Source organism: Cyclobacterium lianum, from assembly GCF_900143075.1.
Taxonomy (GTDB): domain Bacteria; phylum Bacteroidota; class Bacteroidia; order Cytophagales; family Cyclobacteriaceae; genus Cyclobacterium; species Cyclobacterium lianum.
In genome coordinates this window covers 421,999-437,408 of record NZ_FRCY01000004.1, presented here as the reverse complement: position 1 = coordinate 437,408, position 15,410 = coordinate 421,999, and the positions used below count along the sequence as shown (strand labels likewise).

Below are 15,410 nucleotides of genomic sequence, written 5' to 3'. Positions count from 1 at the left end.
AATTTTTCCATTTTTGCCGGAGGCTTTAATTTGAAAACAGTTGATTTTCTGCTAAAAAAATGACTTGGGTTGATTGAACAGCGGCTACATTCAAGCTGTTTGAAGTACAAAAAATGATTGTACAGAAAATTAACAAGCGATATTCTATCCGTGCGAAATTACCCCTTTACGGTATCGAATTATTTTTGACCGGTGGTAAACAATTGATTCCTCACTGGGTTTACTTCACAGGAAAACAGTAAGCATTACAAACATGGGAATGAAAGAGAATATACAGGAATTGGCAGAGCATTCAATGAATGGTTTGTTTGGAGAGCGTAATGAATCGAAGGATCTGCTTATCAGGGATGCGATTTTTATACGCGATAAGGGCTGCCTAACTAAGGTAAAATACCAGAATATCATTTACCTCAAAGGGGATGGAAATTATACAACACTGGTCACGAGAGAGAAGAGTTATTCCTTAAGAAATATTTTGAAGGAATTCGAAGAAATGTTGCCTGCAACACGTTTTCTGAGGATACACAAATCTTTCATCGTCAACCTTGACGAAATCAATACGATATCACCAAAAGAGGTAACTGTGAACAATCAAAAAGTACCTGTGGGACGAACCTATTACCAGACACTGATCAACGGTGTGCAGAAACTGGGTAGCAATGGTTTTGACTAGAGGGATGGGTTATTGATCTTGTCGTACCACAACAGGCTACTGTCACCATAGCTCAGAAAGCGGTATTTCTCGTTTATCGCTTCCTGGTAGATTTGTCGCCACCTGTTTTTGGTAAATGCAGCAACCAAAAGCATCAAGGTTGATCCGGGCTGGTGAAAATTGGTGATCAGACCATTACAAATCTTAAAATCGTATCCTGGAAAAATAAATATCTCCGTCGCTCCGCTCAATTGATTCATCCCCGATTTATCCAGGTACTTCAACACCGCCTCAACACTCTGATGCCTGTCCGGCAAATGTGTTTGTTGCTGGTAGGGGTATAACTTGTCTATGAAGAATTCGGCGCTCTCGTTTTTTAATAGTTTCACCCCAAACCAATAGAGGCTTTCCAGCGACCGCATAGACGTTGTACCTACAGCTACTATATTTCCGCTTGCTGAAAGCAAATTTTCAATATTTTCTCTCGTGAAAATCATTTGTTCCCGATGCATGGGATGATCCAGTACATTCCCGTGCTTGACGGGCTGAAAGGTTCCTGCCCCTACATGTAGCGTCAGATAATTTATCAATATCCCTTTCTCCCGGATTTCGCCGATGGTCTTGTCGGTAAAGTGCAGTCCGGCGGTGGGCGCGGCTACGGCTCCATCCATTCTAGAATAGATGGTCTGGTACCTGGTTTTATCAGAGGGCAAGGCCCTGCGCTTCAGGTAGGGAGGAAGTGGTACCTCGCCGCAAGCTTCCACCAGGCTGGCAAAGGGCAATCCCCCGGGGGACCAACTGAGTTGAACGTATTTTTTATCCCTGTCAGCCAGTATGGCTTCCAGGCGGTAATCCTGGTTGCCAACGCTTATTTCCGTGATCAATACTTCATCCTGCTTCCACTTTTTGAGGTTACCGATCAAGCAATGCCACAACACCGGTCCGGTACTCTCCATACATTGCTGGATCTGGATGGAGGGACGGACTGGATCGAGGAGAAACAGTTCAATTAGCGCACCAGTCGCTTTTTTAAAAAAAATTCTTGCAGGTATGACCTTGGTATCGTTAAAAAACAAGTGACTGTTTGGCGGCAATAGTGAAGGGAGTGCCGAGAACTGATGATGACTGAGACTATTTTCTTCAAAATGCAATAGCCTGGAAGCATCCCTTTTTTCGAGGGGGAATTTAGCAATGAATTCTTCAGGCAAATCATAGAAGTAGTCCTGTAATTTAGGGGAGTGGTCCAGTGGCATCCGTCGTCTATTGGTTTGTGCTAAATTTCCGCACAAATATAGCCCTTTCCCTCCAATTGAAAATTTACGCCTGATTTTCTTTTGCCGCTTAATTGTATTAGCCGGTTAGGGTACAGGCTATTTATTTGTATCCGGAATCCGGGCTTTATATTTTCAGTCAATTTTTTCAGTCCCTGCCATCATTATGTTTCCAGATAGCATTTTTTTCACTATCCGGTTTCAAGAGAAGACCTGTTGTATTCGGCTCCTAAACCCATTGACCTAATGGTATAATTTCGGTTTACCTTACTGCAAAAGTCAGGGAAAATAGCCATCTTTGGAAACATGCCGTCCGAAAGCAGGGGTGATAAGCGGGCACCAGGCCAGAAATGCTGAAAGCTCAGGGGATTAGGCTAGGCCGCCGCGTTCAGCCCATCATTTCTGCATAAGCGATATCAAAAGTTTTTGCATACCCGGTAAACGGATGGCTCAGTACAAAGCAGAAAAATGGAAAATAATTTTAGTGTTAACATACGTATCAATCCTTATACCTTAGATTTTAAATTTGATGCCGGGACCAGTAGAGGGATATTAAAAGAAAAATCCACCTATATTTTGACTGTATTTTCAGATGCTTTTCCTGATGCAATTGGTTTGGGTGAAGCCGGACCACTTAAAGGCCTCAGCCCGGATGATCGAGGAGACTTCCTTCAGGAAGCCCGCAAAATCATTAAAAAGGTAGAAGCGCTGACATTTCCCCGGGATACCGATGCGTTGCTGCAGCAGATTGGATCAGTTGCTGAATTGATAGCCTTTCCAAGCCTGCAGTTTGGACTGGAAACAGCTATACTGGATTTGCATCACGGAGGCAAAAAAAGATTGCTCCCCAACGCATTTTATGACAGTAAGAAACCCATTCCGATAAATGGTCTGATCTGGATGGGTGACAGGCAATTCATGCAGCAACAAATCGACGAAAAGCTGAACGCTGGATTCGATTGTATCAAAATGAAGATAGGCGCATTGGATTTTGATCTGGAGTGTGGCATTCTGAAAACTTTGCGGGAGCGTTATTCGGAAGATCAGGTATCCATTCGGGTAGATGCAAATGGGGCCTTCGGACCGGAGGAAGCTCTCGGGAAATTAAGAAGGCTGAGTGAGTTCAGCATTCACAGTATCGAACAGCCAATTCCGGTTGGAAATATTGCCGCAATGGCTAAGCTGTGCAGGCAATCTCCGGTTCCTGTTGCCCTGGACGAAGAATTGATCGGTATAAGGAGTAAAGAGGAAAAAGAAAGCCTGCTCCGCAAGATCAAACCTTCCTATCTGATCCTCAAGCCCTCTTTACTGGGTGGCATAACTGCTTGCAGGGAATGGATTGAAATTGCCGGGGACATCGGAATCTCCTGGTGGCTGACATCTGCCCTGGAGAGCAATATTGGTCTCAATGCCATAGCCCAGTTGGCCTCCTCCCTGAGGCCGGAGCTGCCGCAGGGTTTGGGTACGGGTCAGTTGTATCACAACAATTTTCCCTCACCCCTTACCATCGAAAAAGGAAACCTTATTTATGCCCCACAAAAACCATGGTCTGTTCCTGATTTTTTTGGAAAGGAATGAAATTGCTTGTTAAAATTCTTAGGTGATGAATAAATCAATACTTTATATCCTGTTCCTTTCCCTCACCGCGGCGGTGGGCGGATTTCTTTTTGGTTACGATACGGCCGTGATCTCCGGAACGATCGGCCAGGTGGGCGCACAATTTGATTTGAACGCACTTGAGCAGGGCTGGTATGTAGGCTGCGCACTTGTAGGGTCCATAATAGGCGTAGCAGTGGCAGGAAAGCTTTCCGACCAGATAGGAAGGAAAAAAGTGATGCTTTTGTCAGCGCTTTTGTTTGCGGTATCGGCCCTGGGCTGCGCCATTACCGCGAGTTTCGAAGCATTGGTGGTGTACAGGATCATCGGGGGCGCAGGCATAGGGATGGTCTCTATTGTATCTCCCATGTATATTTCCGAAGTAGCACCTTCCAGGTACCGGGGAAGTTTGGTGGCACTGTATCAGTTGGCCATTACGGTAGGTTTCCTGGGTGCTTATCTGGTCAATTACCAGTTGTTGAAATGGTCCGCTACAGCGGATTTTAATGAGCATACCTTGCTGCATCTCGTATTTCAACAGGAAGTATGGCGAGGTATGTTAGGGATGGAGCTATTGCCCTCAGTCCTGTTTCTTGTCGTTTTGTTTGGCATTCCTGAGAGTCCCAGGTGGCTGGTTATCTGCCAGAGACATGATGCCGCCCAGAGTGTTTTTCAACTATTGTATGGTAGTGGCGAGCTTGCCCGCAGTAAGATTGCTGAAGTTCAGGAAAATGCCGCCAGGACAGCTACTACACCGTGGATACTGCTGAAAAATCCAAAAATATTGAAACCCGTACTCTATGGAATGGCTATTGCCCTATTGGGCCAGTTTATGGGCGTGAATGCGGTGCTATATTACGGACCTGGTATTTTTGAGCAAAGCGGTCTTTCTGGTGGGGATGCACTTTATTATCAGGTGATGGTGGGGCTGGTGAATGTGTTGACCACGGTCCTGGCCCTGCTGATTATTGATAAGGTGGGCAGAAAGCAATTGGTATATTTTGGCGTTTCGGGAATGATCGTCAGTCTGCTGTCCATCAGTATTTATTTTTCTTATGGGGAGGCTTTGGGATGGACCTCCTTTGTACTGCTTATCCTATTTCTGTTTTATATTTTCTGCACTGCAATTTCTATTTCTGCAGTAATATTTGTCCTGCTTTCCGAAATGTACCCCAATAAAATCCGGGGATTGGCCATGTCTATTGCCGGATTCTCGCTTTGGCTGGGAACATATCTGATAGGACAGCTCACACCCTGGTTTCTGGAAAATCTGGGTCCATCGGGAACCTTTCTTTTTTTCGCCTGCATGTGTATACCCTACATGTATATCATCTGGAGAAAAATTCCCGAAACTGCGGGTCGAAGTCTGGAAGAAATAGAAGCCTACTGGCTGGGAGAAGAAAGGAAATAATATTCTGAGAGATGAAGAGATATCTGAACACATACAAACAAGAACTGCTGGAAAGCGTCATACCTTTTTGGCTACAACACAGTAAGGACAGTTCATATGGAGGCTATTTTACCTGTCTGGATCGAAAAGGCCAGGTATATGATACCGACAAATTTGTCTGGTTGCAGGCAAGAGAGGTCTGGATGTTTGCCACGTTATTCGACAAAGTGGAAGCGAGAGCAGAATGGCTGGAAATGGCCCGCCATGGGCTTTCGTTCCTGAAGGAAAAGGCAAAGGACAAAGAAGGAAATTTTTACTTCTCACTGGACCAGAAAGGAAATCCACTCATACAGCCCTACAATATCTTTTCGGACTGTTTTGCGGCCATGGCCTTTGCTGCCTGTTACAGGGTTGATCCGGTACAGGAATATGCTGATCTGGCCCTGGCTACTTTTGACAATATTCTGCAGCGCAGTGCAAATCCGAAAGGCCGGTACAACAAAACTTATCCGGGCACCAGAAACCTGAAGAGTTTTGCATTGCCGATGATTTTGAGTAATCTGACCCTGGAATTGGAGCATTTGTTGGGCGAAGAAAGGGTAAATGAAACGTCCCGGAACATAATCGAGGAGGTCATGGAGGTTTTTTACCAACCGGAATCCGGTCTGATCCTGGAAAACGTACTGGAAGACGGTAGCTTTTCGGATTCATTTGACGGAAGACTTACCAGTCCTGGTCATGCCATAGAAGCCATGTGGTTTATGCTGGATCTTGCCAGGCGGTATGGCGACACAGCGTTGAGAGACAAAGCCATTGAGCGGGGCCTGCGAACTTTGGAATATGGCTGGGATCCTCCTTACGGTGGGATTTATTATTTTCTGGACAGTAAAGGATACCCGCCCGATAAACTGGAATGGAATCAAAAACTGTGGTGGGTGCATCTGGAGACCCTGGTTTTTCTGGCCAAGGCCTATGAAATGAGCGGTAACCTTCAATCCCTGAATTGGTTTGAAAAAGTGCATGAGTATACCTGGTCGCATTTCAGGGATCCGGATTATGCGGAATGGTACGGATATCTGGATCGGTATGGAAAGGTACAACTGCCCCTGAAGGGAGGCAAGTGGAAAGGATGCTTCCATGTGCCGAGGGGATTGTTTCAGGTGTGGAAGACCCTGGAGAAATTATAGAATAATATTGTGGTTTAATTATCAACGTGTCAAAAAATGAAAAGAAGAAGTTTTATTGGAAAGCTGGCGATAGGGGGTGGAACGGTCGTTTCTACCTCCCTGACCGGCTTACCGCTACATGCAAGGGAGTCTCAGAGAAAGGTTTGGCAGCATGAAAGCGGGAAAATGATACATGCTGATCTGGTGATCGCAGGAGGTGGATTGGGTGGCTGCGCGGCAGCCTTTGCTGCCTTGAGAAATGGTCTTTCTGTAATTGTGACAGAAGAAACGGATTGGATAGGAGGGCAGCTCTCTCAGCAGGGAGTTCCTCCCGATGAGCACCAATGGATAGAAACCCACGGAGCCCCGGCCCTGTACCGGGAATTTCGGGAAAAAGTACGGGCTTACTACCGCCGGCACTATCCGCTGACCGAGCAGGCTGCAGCCAATGAGCGCCTGAATCCTGGTAATGGATCCGTGTCCAGGCTTTGCCATGAACCCAAGGTGGCCCACAGGGTTTTGGAAGAAATGTTTGCACCCTACGAGAGTGCCCGGAAAGTACTTATCTTGAAGGAACACAAAATAACTGCTGCGACCGTCAATGGAGCCCGGGTCAGTGAACTCGCCGCGAAGGATTTGAAGTCCGGAACCGAGTTGCTGTTAAAAGCAGATTACTTTGTAGATGCTACCGAGCTCGGTGAACTGCTGCCGATGACGGGAACAGCCTACGTCACAGGAAGTGAAGCCAAATCGGCTACCGGTGAATTGCATGCAGGTACCGAGCATCGGCCGGATAACAATCAGGCTTTTACGGTGTGTTTTGCTATGGATTATGTGAAAGGTGAGGATTGGACCATTCCCAAACCAGAGGAATACGATTACTGGAGGAATTTCCGACCACAAATGAATCCTCCCTGGGCAGGCAAAATGCTGGAGCTCAACTATAGCAATCCACGAAATTTGGAACCCAAAGAGTTGGGATTCCATCCCGAAGGCCTCAAAACCGGCGACAGCCTGAACCTGATGTTGTACAGAAGGATTTTAGATCAGAATAATTTTCAGAAAGAATTTTATCAGGGAGACGCCACTATCGTCAACTGGCCACAGAACGACTATGTTTCCGGAAACATCGTGGATGTCAGCGCTTCCGAATTTGACAGGCATGTGCAGGGCGGAAAGCAGCAAAGTCTTTCTCTACTGTATTGGTTGCAAACCGAGGCTCCCAGACCTGATGGCGGTAAAGGCTGGCCTGGACTGAGGTTGAGGAATGACCTCATGGGTACGGCGGACGGCCTGGCAAAGTATCCCTACGTGAGAGAATCAAGAAGGATCAAGCCGCTCTTTACCGTGCTGGAAGAACATGTAGGGGCGGAACAAAGGGCGCAGGTTTCGGGACTATCGGGAGCTGAGCTGGAATCGGCCCATTTTTTCGACAGTGTGGGGATAGGCTATTACCACATAGACCTGCACCCCAGCAGCGGAGGAGACAATTACATTGATTTTGGTTCATTGCCCTTCCAGATACCGCTTGGTGCTTTGATCCCCCAGAAGACAGAAAATCTGTTTCCGGCCAATAAAAACATCGGTACTACCCACATTACGAATGGCTGCTACCGCCTGCATCCTGTAGAGTGGAGTATAGGTGAAGCGGTAGGCATGCTGGTGCCCTTTATTCTTGACCGGCAGGTAGCCCCGGCAAGGGTGAGGTCCGACCGCTCATTACTGGCAGAATTTCAAAGCTTTCTTCACGAACAGGGCGTTGAAACTGCCTGGCCGGAAAAAGGTAACGGCTGAGGATGGGCGTTTTTCGGAAATGTGGCTGCTGGGGTACATGCTGCCAGCTGTGGGCCAATCTGAAGACATAGCCAGACACATAAAAACCCTAATTCGCAAAATTTAATCAGGAATTCAGATAGGAATAATCCATTATTTTAGTCAAATTTGTACCTGCTTAATGAATAAAGCCATATTATCCGGAACTGTGATACGAATTGCTTTTTATTTTTTTCTTCAATTCTTTAAATTTTCAAAAGGATTGAAGTTTCAATCATGTGGGCAACCTTTTGCGGATACAAGCTGTTATCATTAAACAAAAATTACGTTTCATCAAAATCTAATTTATGGCAAAATCGAAAGAAACTTTTAATAAAAAAGAAAAAGAAAAGAAAAGATTAAGGAAGAAGAAAGAGAAGGAAGAAAAGAAGGAAGCCAGAAAATCTTCGTCCAACAAGGGAGGTGATCTTGATGACATGATTGCCTACGTGGATGAGGACGGAAACATTACCTCTACACCACCCGATCCAACGCAGAAGAAAAAGAAAATTGAGTTGGAGGATATTGAGGTAAGTGTATCCAAACAAGCGCCGGTAGATCCGGAAGACCTGAGAAGAAAGGGAAAAGTTACCTTTTTTAACGAATCCAAAGGTTATGGATTTATCAAGGATTTGGAATCTCAGGATAGTGTATTTGTCCATGTCAAGGGCCTGGTGGACGATGTGAGAGAAAATGACCAGGTTACTTTCGAAACAGAAAAGACACCGAAGGGCTTGAGTGCCATTGATGTGAAGCTGGCCAAATAACACATCGGCCAATGGTGGCCATTCCTATAATCCCATAAAAATTGTGAATAGCTTAGTGGTGGAGGACAGCGATGTCATCTCCGCTTCTTTGCGCACAATTGTTACGTTCTGCTTTTTCAGCCCTCTCTCCAAATACAGGGAGAATCTCATTGAAACAAATTATTGCCCAGCACTGGAGCAATAAGGTTACCATTGATTTCCTTTTGATTGCTGTTTAATATATCCCAGGGCTCCATTCTCGGTTCGTCTGAAAGATCAAAAGTGCCGTAATGCATGGGGATAAAGTATCTTCCTCCAAGTATATTGAAGGCCTCGATCGCATCTTGGGGGCTGATGTGTGCCTGTGACATGAACCACTCCGGTTTATAGGCTCCTACGCCCATCAGGCAATACTCAGGATTTCCCATGATCTGCCTGATATCTTCAAAATGCTTCCCAAAACCACTATCACCCATAAAATAAACAGTTTTTCCATTATGAGCGATGTGGAAACCTCCCCATAAATTTTCATTTAAATCCCAAAGCCAGCGGCGCGACCAGTGCCGGCTGGGAAGGTAGGTAATGGTCAGATCAGCTGTTTGGTATTGTTGGTACCAGCCTGCTTCCTGGATTTCCTGGCCCCGGGTCCAATCCCGGATGACTTTACCCAGCTTCAGCCCGGTTAAAATTTCCATGCCTGGATTTTTTTCTGACAAAAATTGGATGCTCTTTTTGTCGCAGTGGTCCCGGTGGTTATGTGAGATCAGCAGGTAGTCTATCGCAGGGAGATCTTCGGCAGGGAAGGGCAGCGGACTCTCTCTCTTAAGAAAGAAATTATCAAATAAAATCGGGTCAGTGATCATGACCTTTCCATTGATCCGTATCAGAAAGCTGGCATGGCCCAGCCAGATGAGATAATCCTCATCATCTTCCGGGATGTTGGCCTGTTCATTGACCTCAAGTTTCCTCGTTTCCGATTCCTTTTCCTCTTTTTGTGGGTTTGCTGAGGTTTTCCATTTCCACAGATCACCAAAGCTGGAATCAAACTTATGGTATAAATTGAGAAACCTACCATCCTGGTCCACAGGATTGCCTTTCCAGCTCTCAGCGGGGTGGATGGTTTTCAATGCAGGGTTATGCATATAGCTCACTTTTAGATCCTCCTCAGCTGAAGCACAGCCCAATAGTAGAAATACCGGCACCCACACCTTGATGCGCATTAAAAACTGATTCAGTTTCAATAGTTTAGCCATGTAGTACCTTACAGCAGCAGCTTTTCCAATGCTCTCCAGGAGTCTACCCTTTTGTGTTTTCCCGCAGGTGACAATTCATTGTGCGGCTGGGTAAAAAGATATCCCTCTCCGCGAAAATGATCCAGATTTTTAAAATGGTCGTCAATCATGATATCGGTATGTATGATTTCCTTAGAACCACAGAAGACCATTTGCCGCCAACTGATAAACGGAAAATGCCTGTTCAGCCATGCCTGTTTTTCGGAAAGACTCAGCGGAAACTCTGTGGCTGCCGAGACGATAAATACCCGGTACTGGTTGTGTAAAAGTTCCAGAACCCGCCTGGAGTCAGGTACCATCGGAGCATTTATAAAAAATCCTTTTGAGTTTACATGCTTTTCCAGAAAAGGGAAGGCCGCTCGCTCACTCAGCCCCTTCAATGCCTTTAACTGCAACTTTTTGCCGGTCTCCTGAAGGTGCATGTCTATAAATTGATGGTATACATCTGCTAATACACCATCCATGTCTACCGCAATCGACCTCATGAATCTTTATTGTTCAGGGCATCTACCAACTGCCTGTTGAGTTTTCTTTCTCGTTCCAGTGTATTTCTTCTGTGTTGTTCAAATTCTTCCCGCAGATCCTCCAGCGTTTGTTGTGTTTCTGCAGTTATCTTGTGGCTTCTTTTAAACCGGAAAAAAGATACCAGCAGCACGAGGAGTAAGAGTATAATGATGCCCCAAACCAGGTTATTGTAATAATTTTTGTGCAGTAACATCCCAAAAAGGGTAAAACTATCTCTCTCTGCAACTGCCTGTTCGTAATCGGCTGCTGTAGCACTTAATTTTTCATTTAGGGACTGGATCTCATTGTTGTTTTCATCCAGGGTTTGCCGTAGTTCCTGAATATTCGACTGGTAAGCTCCGATAGAATCAAGGATATTGGATTGAATCTTATCCAGCTGGCTTCTCCTTATTACTTTATACTCCTGATAATTGGAAGAAACGCTTTTCAGGTATTCAAATTGTTCTTCTATAGTGCCGCTATCCAGCGAAGAACTAGCTTCCGGCTCAACCTGCGCAATCAGATTGATGTTGAATGTCAATAAGGCTGCGAAGAAAAAGTAGTTGAATTTAGTTTTCATGGTGCTGTTTTCAATTTGATGATCAGATGCGGTGTCCGTATCAATAATGATGCAAAACTAAACAAAAATGTAAATTGAGCTGCCTGATTTCAGGGATAAAGTACTACTCGTCCCCTTTTTTCCTGAAATCCATCGATATTGAGTTGATGCAATACCTAATTCCTCCTTTGTCTTCCGGACCATCCGGAAACCGGTGCCCCAGATGGCCGCCACATACCGCGCAGCAAATTTCCTCCCGGATCATGCCATGAGAATAGTCCATAGACACGCTGATCGCATCGGCTGAAACCGGATGGGTGAAGCTCGGCCAGCCACATCCGCTGTCGTACTTATCCCGGCTGTGAAAGATTTCGTTGCCACATCCCTTACATTCATAGATCCCTGTAGCCTTGTTGAGGTAGTATTCGCCGGTAAATGCCCGCTCTGTACCTTTTTGTCTCAGAACCTGGTAGGCATCAGGCCCCAGCTTTTCTTTCCATTCGGCTTCGCTTTTTGATAATTTTTGTTTTTCTGCCATTTGTTTACCTTTCGATTTGTGTCCAATTTTCTGGCCGGGACGGCGGGAAATATTCATCGATTAAATCTGATTTACTCAATGGGAATAACGTCGTCCACCGCGATTACTTCAAAATAACTTCATCCAATGCAGATTTCAATTTCACCGTACAGTTACCGTATTCAAACTGTCTGATTTTGTCTCGCTTTCAGCCGAAACCAATAACCGGAAAATCATCAGAGTGAAAGCGGTTAAAAAACCATTGACACCTGTTTTTAAGGACGAAGTTAGTCGCCTCGGCTCCAAATATTTCATTCATCAACCATTCAACCAGATTAATATCACAATGGTTTCCCGACTTCGTCGATAGATTCCAGGATAAGGGTACAGGCCATGCGGATTTCTTCCATGCTAATGGTAAGAGGGGGGGCGATGCGCATGGAATCATCGCAGAACAAGAACCAATCGGTGATCACGCCCTTGGCTATGCATCGGTCGATAATGGGTTTGAGTACCTCAAAGGATTCGAATTCCAACGCCATCATTAAACCTTTGTAGCGAATTCCCTTGATTTTTGGATGTACCAGGAGCTCTTTAAATAACTGCGCCTTTTGGGCTACCTGAGCGGTGAGGTTCTCCTTATGGATGACCTGTATAGTGGCCAGAGATGCGGCTGCGCTCACCGGATGTCCGCCAAAAGTGGTAATATGTCCCAACAAGGGATTGTTTTTGAAGGCAGTCATGATCTCCCGGGAGGATACAAAAGCACCGATAGGCATGCCTCCTCCCATGCCTTTGGCACAGACCAGAATGTCGGGTTGAATGTCATAAGCTTCAAAGGCCCAGAAACTACCAGTCCGTCCAAATCCCGCCTGTATTTCGTCCAGAATCAGCAGCGTGCCTGTCTCGGTACACCTTTGTCTTAAAGCCTGGAAATAGGCCTTGCTGCCCACCCTGATACCGGCTTCCCCCTGTACCGTTTCGATAATCACCGCAGCGGTCTCTGTGTTGATTTTCTCCAGTTGATCCATTTCACCGTACCGGATATGGCCAATGCCCGGCAAAAGCGGTCGGTATGCCCGCTTGAATATCTCGTTGCCACCTACGGAAAGCGCTCCATGTGAGGAACCATGGTAAGCATCTATACAGGAAATTATTTCCCTTCTGTTGGTATACCTTTTCGCCAGCTTTAGTGCGCCTTCCACTGCCTCGCTGCCACTATTGACCAGATACACGTTGTCCAATGGTGAAGGAAGGGTATTGACCAGCGCTTCTGCCAATGATGTTTGGGCCTGCTGCACATATTCTCCATAAACCATCAAATGGAGGTATTTATCGAGTTGTTTCTGAATGGCTGCCATCACCTGTGGATGCCGATGGCCCACATTGCTAACTCCAATGCCCGAAATCAGGTCGATGTAGGTTTTGCCCTCCGGGCCATACAGGTATACCCCGGAAGCCCGCTCGATTTCGATCATCAGTGGAAAATCGGTGGTTTGCGCCAGATGGGATAGGAAGAGCTGTCGGTTATTCATATAAATTGGAGATTTTTTCTGCTGGATTGATTTTACCCGGCTCCTGAAGCAAAAGTAAGCATATCTTTCCTGCTTTGAAACTGGCCCTTTCACAGAACCCCTTTGCCGCATGAGGCCGGTTTGAAAATGAACCGGCTATCATTATTTTTTTGGAGGCCCGAAATTTATCCCGGAGGATGTGGGTTTATTTGTGACAATTCATTTATTTTGACTACTTCAAAACCATAAACTTAAAATACCTATGAAATTCCAATGTTATTGTTTGTCCCTTCTTGCAGGGATATTTTTTTCCGGAGCCGTGTTGGCGCAACAAAACGAAACGAAATTACCTCCTCAGGCTACAGAATTCTACGAGCCCGAAGTAAAGCCCGTGACTCCCGGACAGGAAAACCACCTTCCTCCTGCAGATGCCATAGTTCTCTTCGGTGGGAATGACCTGAATGCCTGGGTGAGTGAGCGCGATGGGAGTTTTCCCAAGTGGAAAGTTGAAGACGGCATACTAACAGTAGCACCCAAAACCGGTGGAATAAAAACAAAAGAAGCTTTTGGCGACGTGCAGGTACATCTGGAATGGCGTGCTCCAAGCGAAGTTTCCGGAAATGGACAGGGTAGGGGCAATTCGGGTTTTTTCTTTATGGGAAAGTATGAATTGCAGATTCTGGACTCCTACGACAATAAAACCTACTCCAATGGTCAGGCAGCAAGTATTTACAAGCAACATCCTCCCCTGGTGAATGCGATGAGGCCTCCCGGAGAATGGAATACCTATGATGCTGTTTTTACCGCACCCAGATTTAACAGCAACGGCATGTTGATCTCTCCGGCAAGAATCACTGTTTTTCACAACGGTATATTAGTCCAGAATAATGTCGAATTAAAAGGTCCCACCGAATATATCGGCATTCCCAATTATGTGGCCCATCCGGAGCAGCTTCCGTTTCATATTCAGGACCACAGCAATCCGGTAAGTTTTAGGAATATATGGGTCAGAAGACTGGACTGAATCCTCAAAAAAGATATCATATCATGAAGTCAAGAAGAAAATTCATACAAAAGTCCGCCTGGGCATCATTGGGAGCTGCAGCTTTGCCCAATCTGGTCACTGCTGGCCACCTGCAGGCCATGAATACCAAAGTGCCTGCCTCTGATCAGCTAAATTTTGGATTGATTGGCTGCAAGGGCATGGGCTGGTCCAATATGAACAGTCATTTGTTGTTGCCTGAGGTGAACTGCGTAGCCCTGGCAGACGTAGATCAATCTGTACTTGACCAGCGGACGGCGGATGTAGAGAAACTTAGGGGTAAGAAACCAAGGCAATACAGGGATTACCGGCAAATGCTGGAGGACCCGGATATCGATGCCGTCATCATCGGAACACCAGACCACTGGCATTGTTTGAATCTGGTAGATAGCCTTGCCGCAGGAAAGCACGCTTACACAGAAAAGCCACTGGCCAATAGTATTGAGGAGTGCAACCTCATGGTTAAAGCGGCCGATCGGTACGGAAAACTCGTGCAGGTAGGACAGTGGCAGAGGAGTGGCTCCCAATACGAGCAGGCTATAGATATGGTCAGGTCGGGTAAACTTGGAAATATCAGGCTGGTCAAGACCTGGGCCTATCAGGGCTGGATGAAACCTGTCCCTGTGGTTCCGGATAGTCAGCCGCCTGCAGGAGTGGATTACAAAATGTGGCTGGGACCCGCTCCCGACAGACCATTCAATGCCAATAGGTTTCATTTTAATTTCCGTTGGTTTTGGGACTATGCCGGTGGGCTGATGACAGACTGGGGGGTGCACGAAATAGACATTGCGCTCTATGCCATGGGGGTAAGTGCACCAAAGTCAGTGATGGCTTCGGGTGGCAAACTCGCCTATCCGGACGATGCATCCGAAACTCCAGATACGCTTCAAACCGTGTACGAATACGATGGTTTCAATATGCTTTGGGAGCATGCTACCGGTATAGATGGCGGCAATTATGGTACTACCGAAGGTATTGCTTTTATTGGAAATAATGGCACGTTGGTGGTAAACCGTGGGGGCTGGAAGGTAATTGCTGAGACTGAAAATGTCGATGGAGAACGAAAGGAGAAAATCGAGGCCATGGAGCTGGTCAGACCGGAAGGTAATGCTCAGCGGATACATTGCAAAAATTTTGTAGAAGCCATCAAGAGCAATGATCCCGGAATGCTGAACTGTGGTATCCAAACCGGATCCATAGCAGCGATAAATGCCCACATGGGCAATGTGGCCTATAAACTGGGGGAGAAAATTTATTGGGATTCAAACAAGGGTAAATTTACCAGTGGAAAAGCCAATAAGATGATTCAGGCCGATTACCACAATGGATGGAAGCTTCCGTCAGTGTAA

General features: G+C 46.1%; 14 protein-coding genes. 8 read left to right on the top strand and 6 right to left on the bottom strand.

From position 1 onward, the window contains the following. The first annotated feature begins 259 nt into the window (after positions 1-259). Positions 260-673 (top strand): LytR/AlgR family response regulator transcription factor, encoded by a 414-nt coding sequence (locus tag BUB19_RS08990; RefSeq protein WP_073094259.1) that lies wholly within the window; start codon positions 260-262, stop codon positions 671-673. Here BUB19_RS08990 and BUB19_RS08985 read toward each other — a convergent pair. Next, a complete protein-coding gene (locus BUB19_RS08985; RefSeq protein ID WP_073094157.1) occupies positions 670-1,905 on the bottom strand; it encodes an S-adenosylmethionine:tRNA ribosyltransferase-isomerase in 1,236 nt (411 codons plus the stop codon). The two genes, BUB19_RS08990 and BUB19_RS08985, sit on opposite strands and share 4 nt — an antisense overlap. Before the next feature lie 486 nt (positions 1,906-2,391). Between BUB19_RS08985 and BUB19_RS08980 the strand changes: the two genes are divergently transcribed. From BUB19_RS08980 to BUB19_RS08960, 5 genes are all read left to right on the top strand, one after another. Beyond that, the gene (locus BUB19_RS08980; protein ID WP_073094156.1) at positions 2,392-3,501 is read left to right on the top strand and encodes an o-succinylbenzoate synthase; all 1,110 of its coding nucleotides are present in this window, start codon (positions 2,392-2,394) and stop codon (positions 3,499-3,501) included. 25 nt (positions 3,502-3,526) lie between these two features. Then, entirely contained in the window at positions 3,527-4,930 is a 1,404-nt protein-coding gene (locus BUB19_RS08975; RefSeq protein ID WP_073094155.1) for a sugar porter family MFS transporter, read from the top strand. An 11-nt stretch (positions 4,931-4,941) separates the two neighbouring features. Next, entirely contained in the window at positions 4,942-6,096 is a 1,155-nt protein-coding gene (locus BUB19_RS08970) for a n-acyl-d-glucosamine 2-epimerase (RefSeq protein ID WP_073094154.1), read from the top strand. A 36-nt stretch (positions 6,097-6,132) separates the two neighbouring features. Then, positions 6,133-7,869 (top strand): FAD-dependent oxidoreductase, encoded by a 1,737-nt coding sequence (locus BUB19_RS08965; RefSeq protein ID WP_073094153.1) that lies wholly within the window; start codon positions 6,133-6,135, stop codon positions 7,867-7,869. A gap of 326 nt (positions 7,870-8,195) precedes the next feature. Beyond that, a complete protein-coding gene (locus BUB19_RS08960; RefSeq protein ID WP_073094152.1) occupies positions 8,196-8,654 on the top strand; it encodes a cold-shock protein in 459 nt (152 codons plus the stop codon). 146 nt (positions 8,655-8,800) lie between these two features. Here BUB19_RS08960 and BUB19_RS08955 read toward each other — a convergent pair whose 3' ends face one another. From BUB19_RS08955 to BUB19_RS08935, 5 genes are all read right to left on the bottom strand, one after another. Continuing rightward, positions 8,801-9,886: an MBL fold metallo-hydrolase gene (locus tag BUB19_RS08955; protein ID WP_245802815.1), complete on the bottom strand. Its 1,086-nt coding sequence runs from the start codon at positions 9,884-9,886 to the stop codon at positions 8,801-8,803. 8 nt (positions 9,887-9,894) lie between these two features. Then, positions 9,895-10,410 (bottom strand): 5' nucleotidase, NT5C type, encoded by a 516-nt coding sequence (locus tag BUB19_RS08950; protein ID WP_073094151.1) that lies wholly within the window; start codon positions 10,408-10,410, stop codon positions 9,895-9,897. Beyond that, entirely contained in the window at positions 10,407-11,009 is a 603-nt protein-coding gene (locus tag BUB19_RS08945; protein ID WP_073094150.1) for a hypothetical protein, read from the bottom strand. The genes BUB19_RS08950 and BUB19_RS08945 overlap by 4 nt, the downstream gene beginning before the upstream one ends. Positions 11,010-11,112: 103 nt before the next feature. Continuing rightward, on the bottom strand, positions 11,113-11,526 hold the full coding sequence (gene msrB, locus BUB19_RS08940; RefSeq protein WP_073094257.1) for a peptide-methionine (R)-S-oxide reductase MsrB: 414 nt from the start codon (positions 11,524-11,526) through the stop codon (positions 11,113-11,115). Between the two features lie 320 nt (positions 11,527-11,846). Continuing rightward, positions 11,847-13,040 (bottom strand): aspartate aminotransferase family protein, encoded by a 1,194-nt coding sequence (locus BUB19_RS08935; protein WP_073094149.1) that lies wholly within the window; start codon positions 13,038-13,040, stop codon positions 11,847-11,849. 241 nt (positions 13,041-13,281) lie between these two features. Between BUB19_RS08935 and BUB19_RS08930 the strand changes: the two genes are divergently transcribed. Both BUB19_RS08930 and BUB19_RS08925 read left to right on the top strand, forming a co-directional pair. Beyond that, complete coding sequence (locus BUB19_RS08930) at positions 13,282-14,043, top strand: 3-keto-disaccharide hydrolase (RefSeq protein ID WP_073094148.1); 762 nt, start codon at positions 13,282-13,284, stop codon at positions 14,041-14,043. Positions 14,044-14,066: 23 nt separating this feature from the next. Next, complete coding sequence (locus BUB19_RS08925) at positions 14,067-15,410, top strand: Gfo/Idh/MocA family protein (protein ID WP_073094256.1); 1,344 nt, start codon at positions 14,067-14,069, stop codon at positions 15,408-15,410.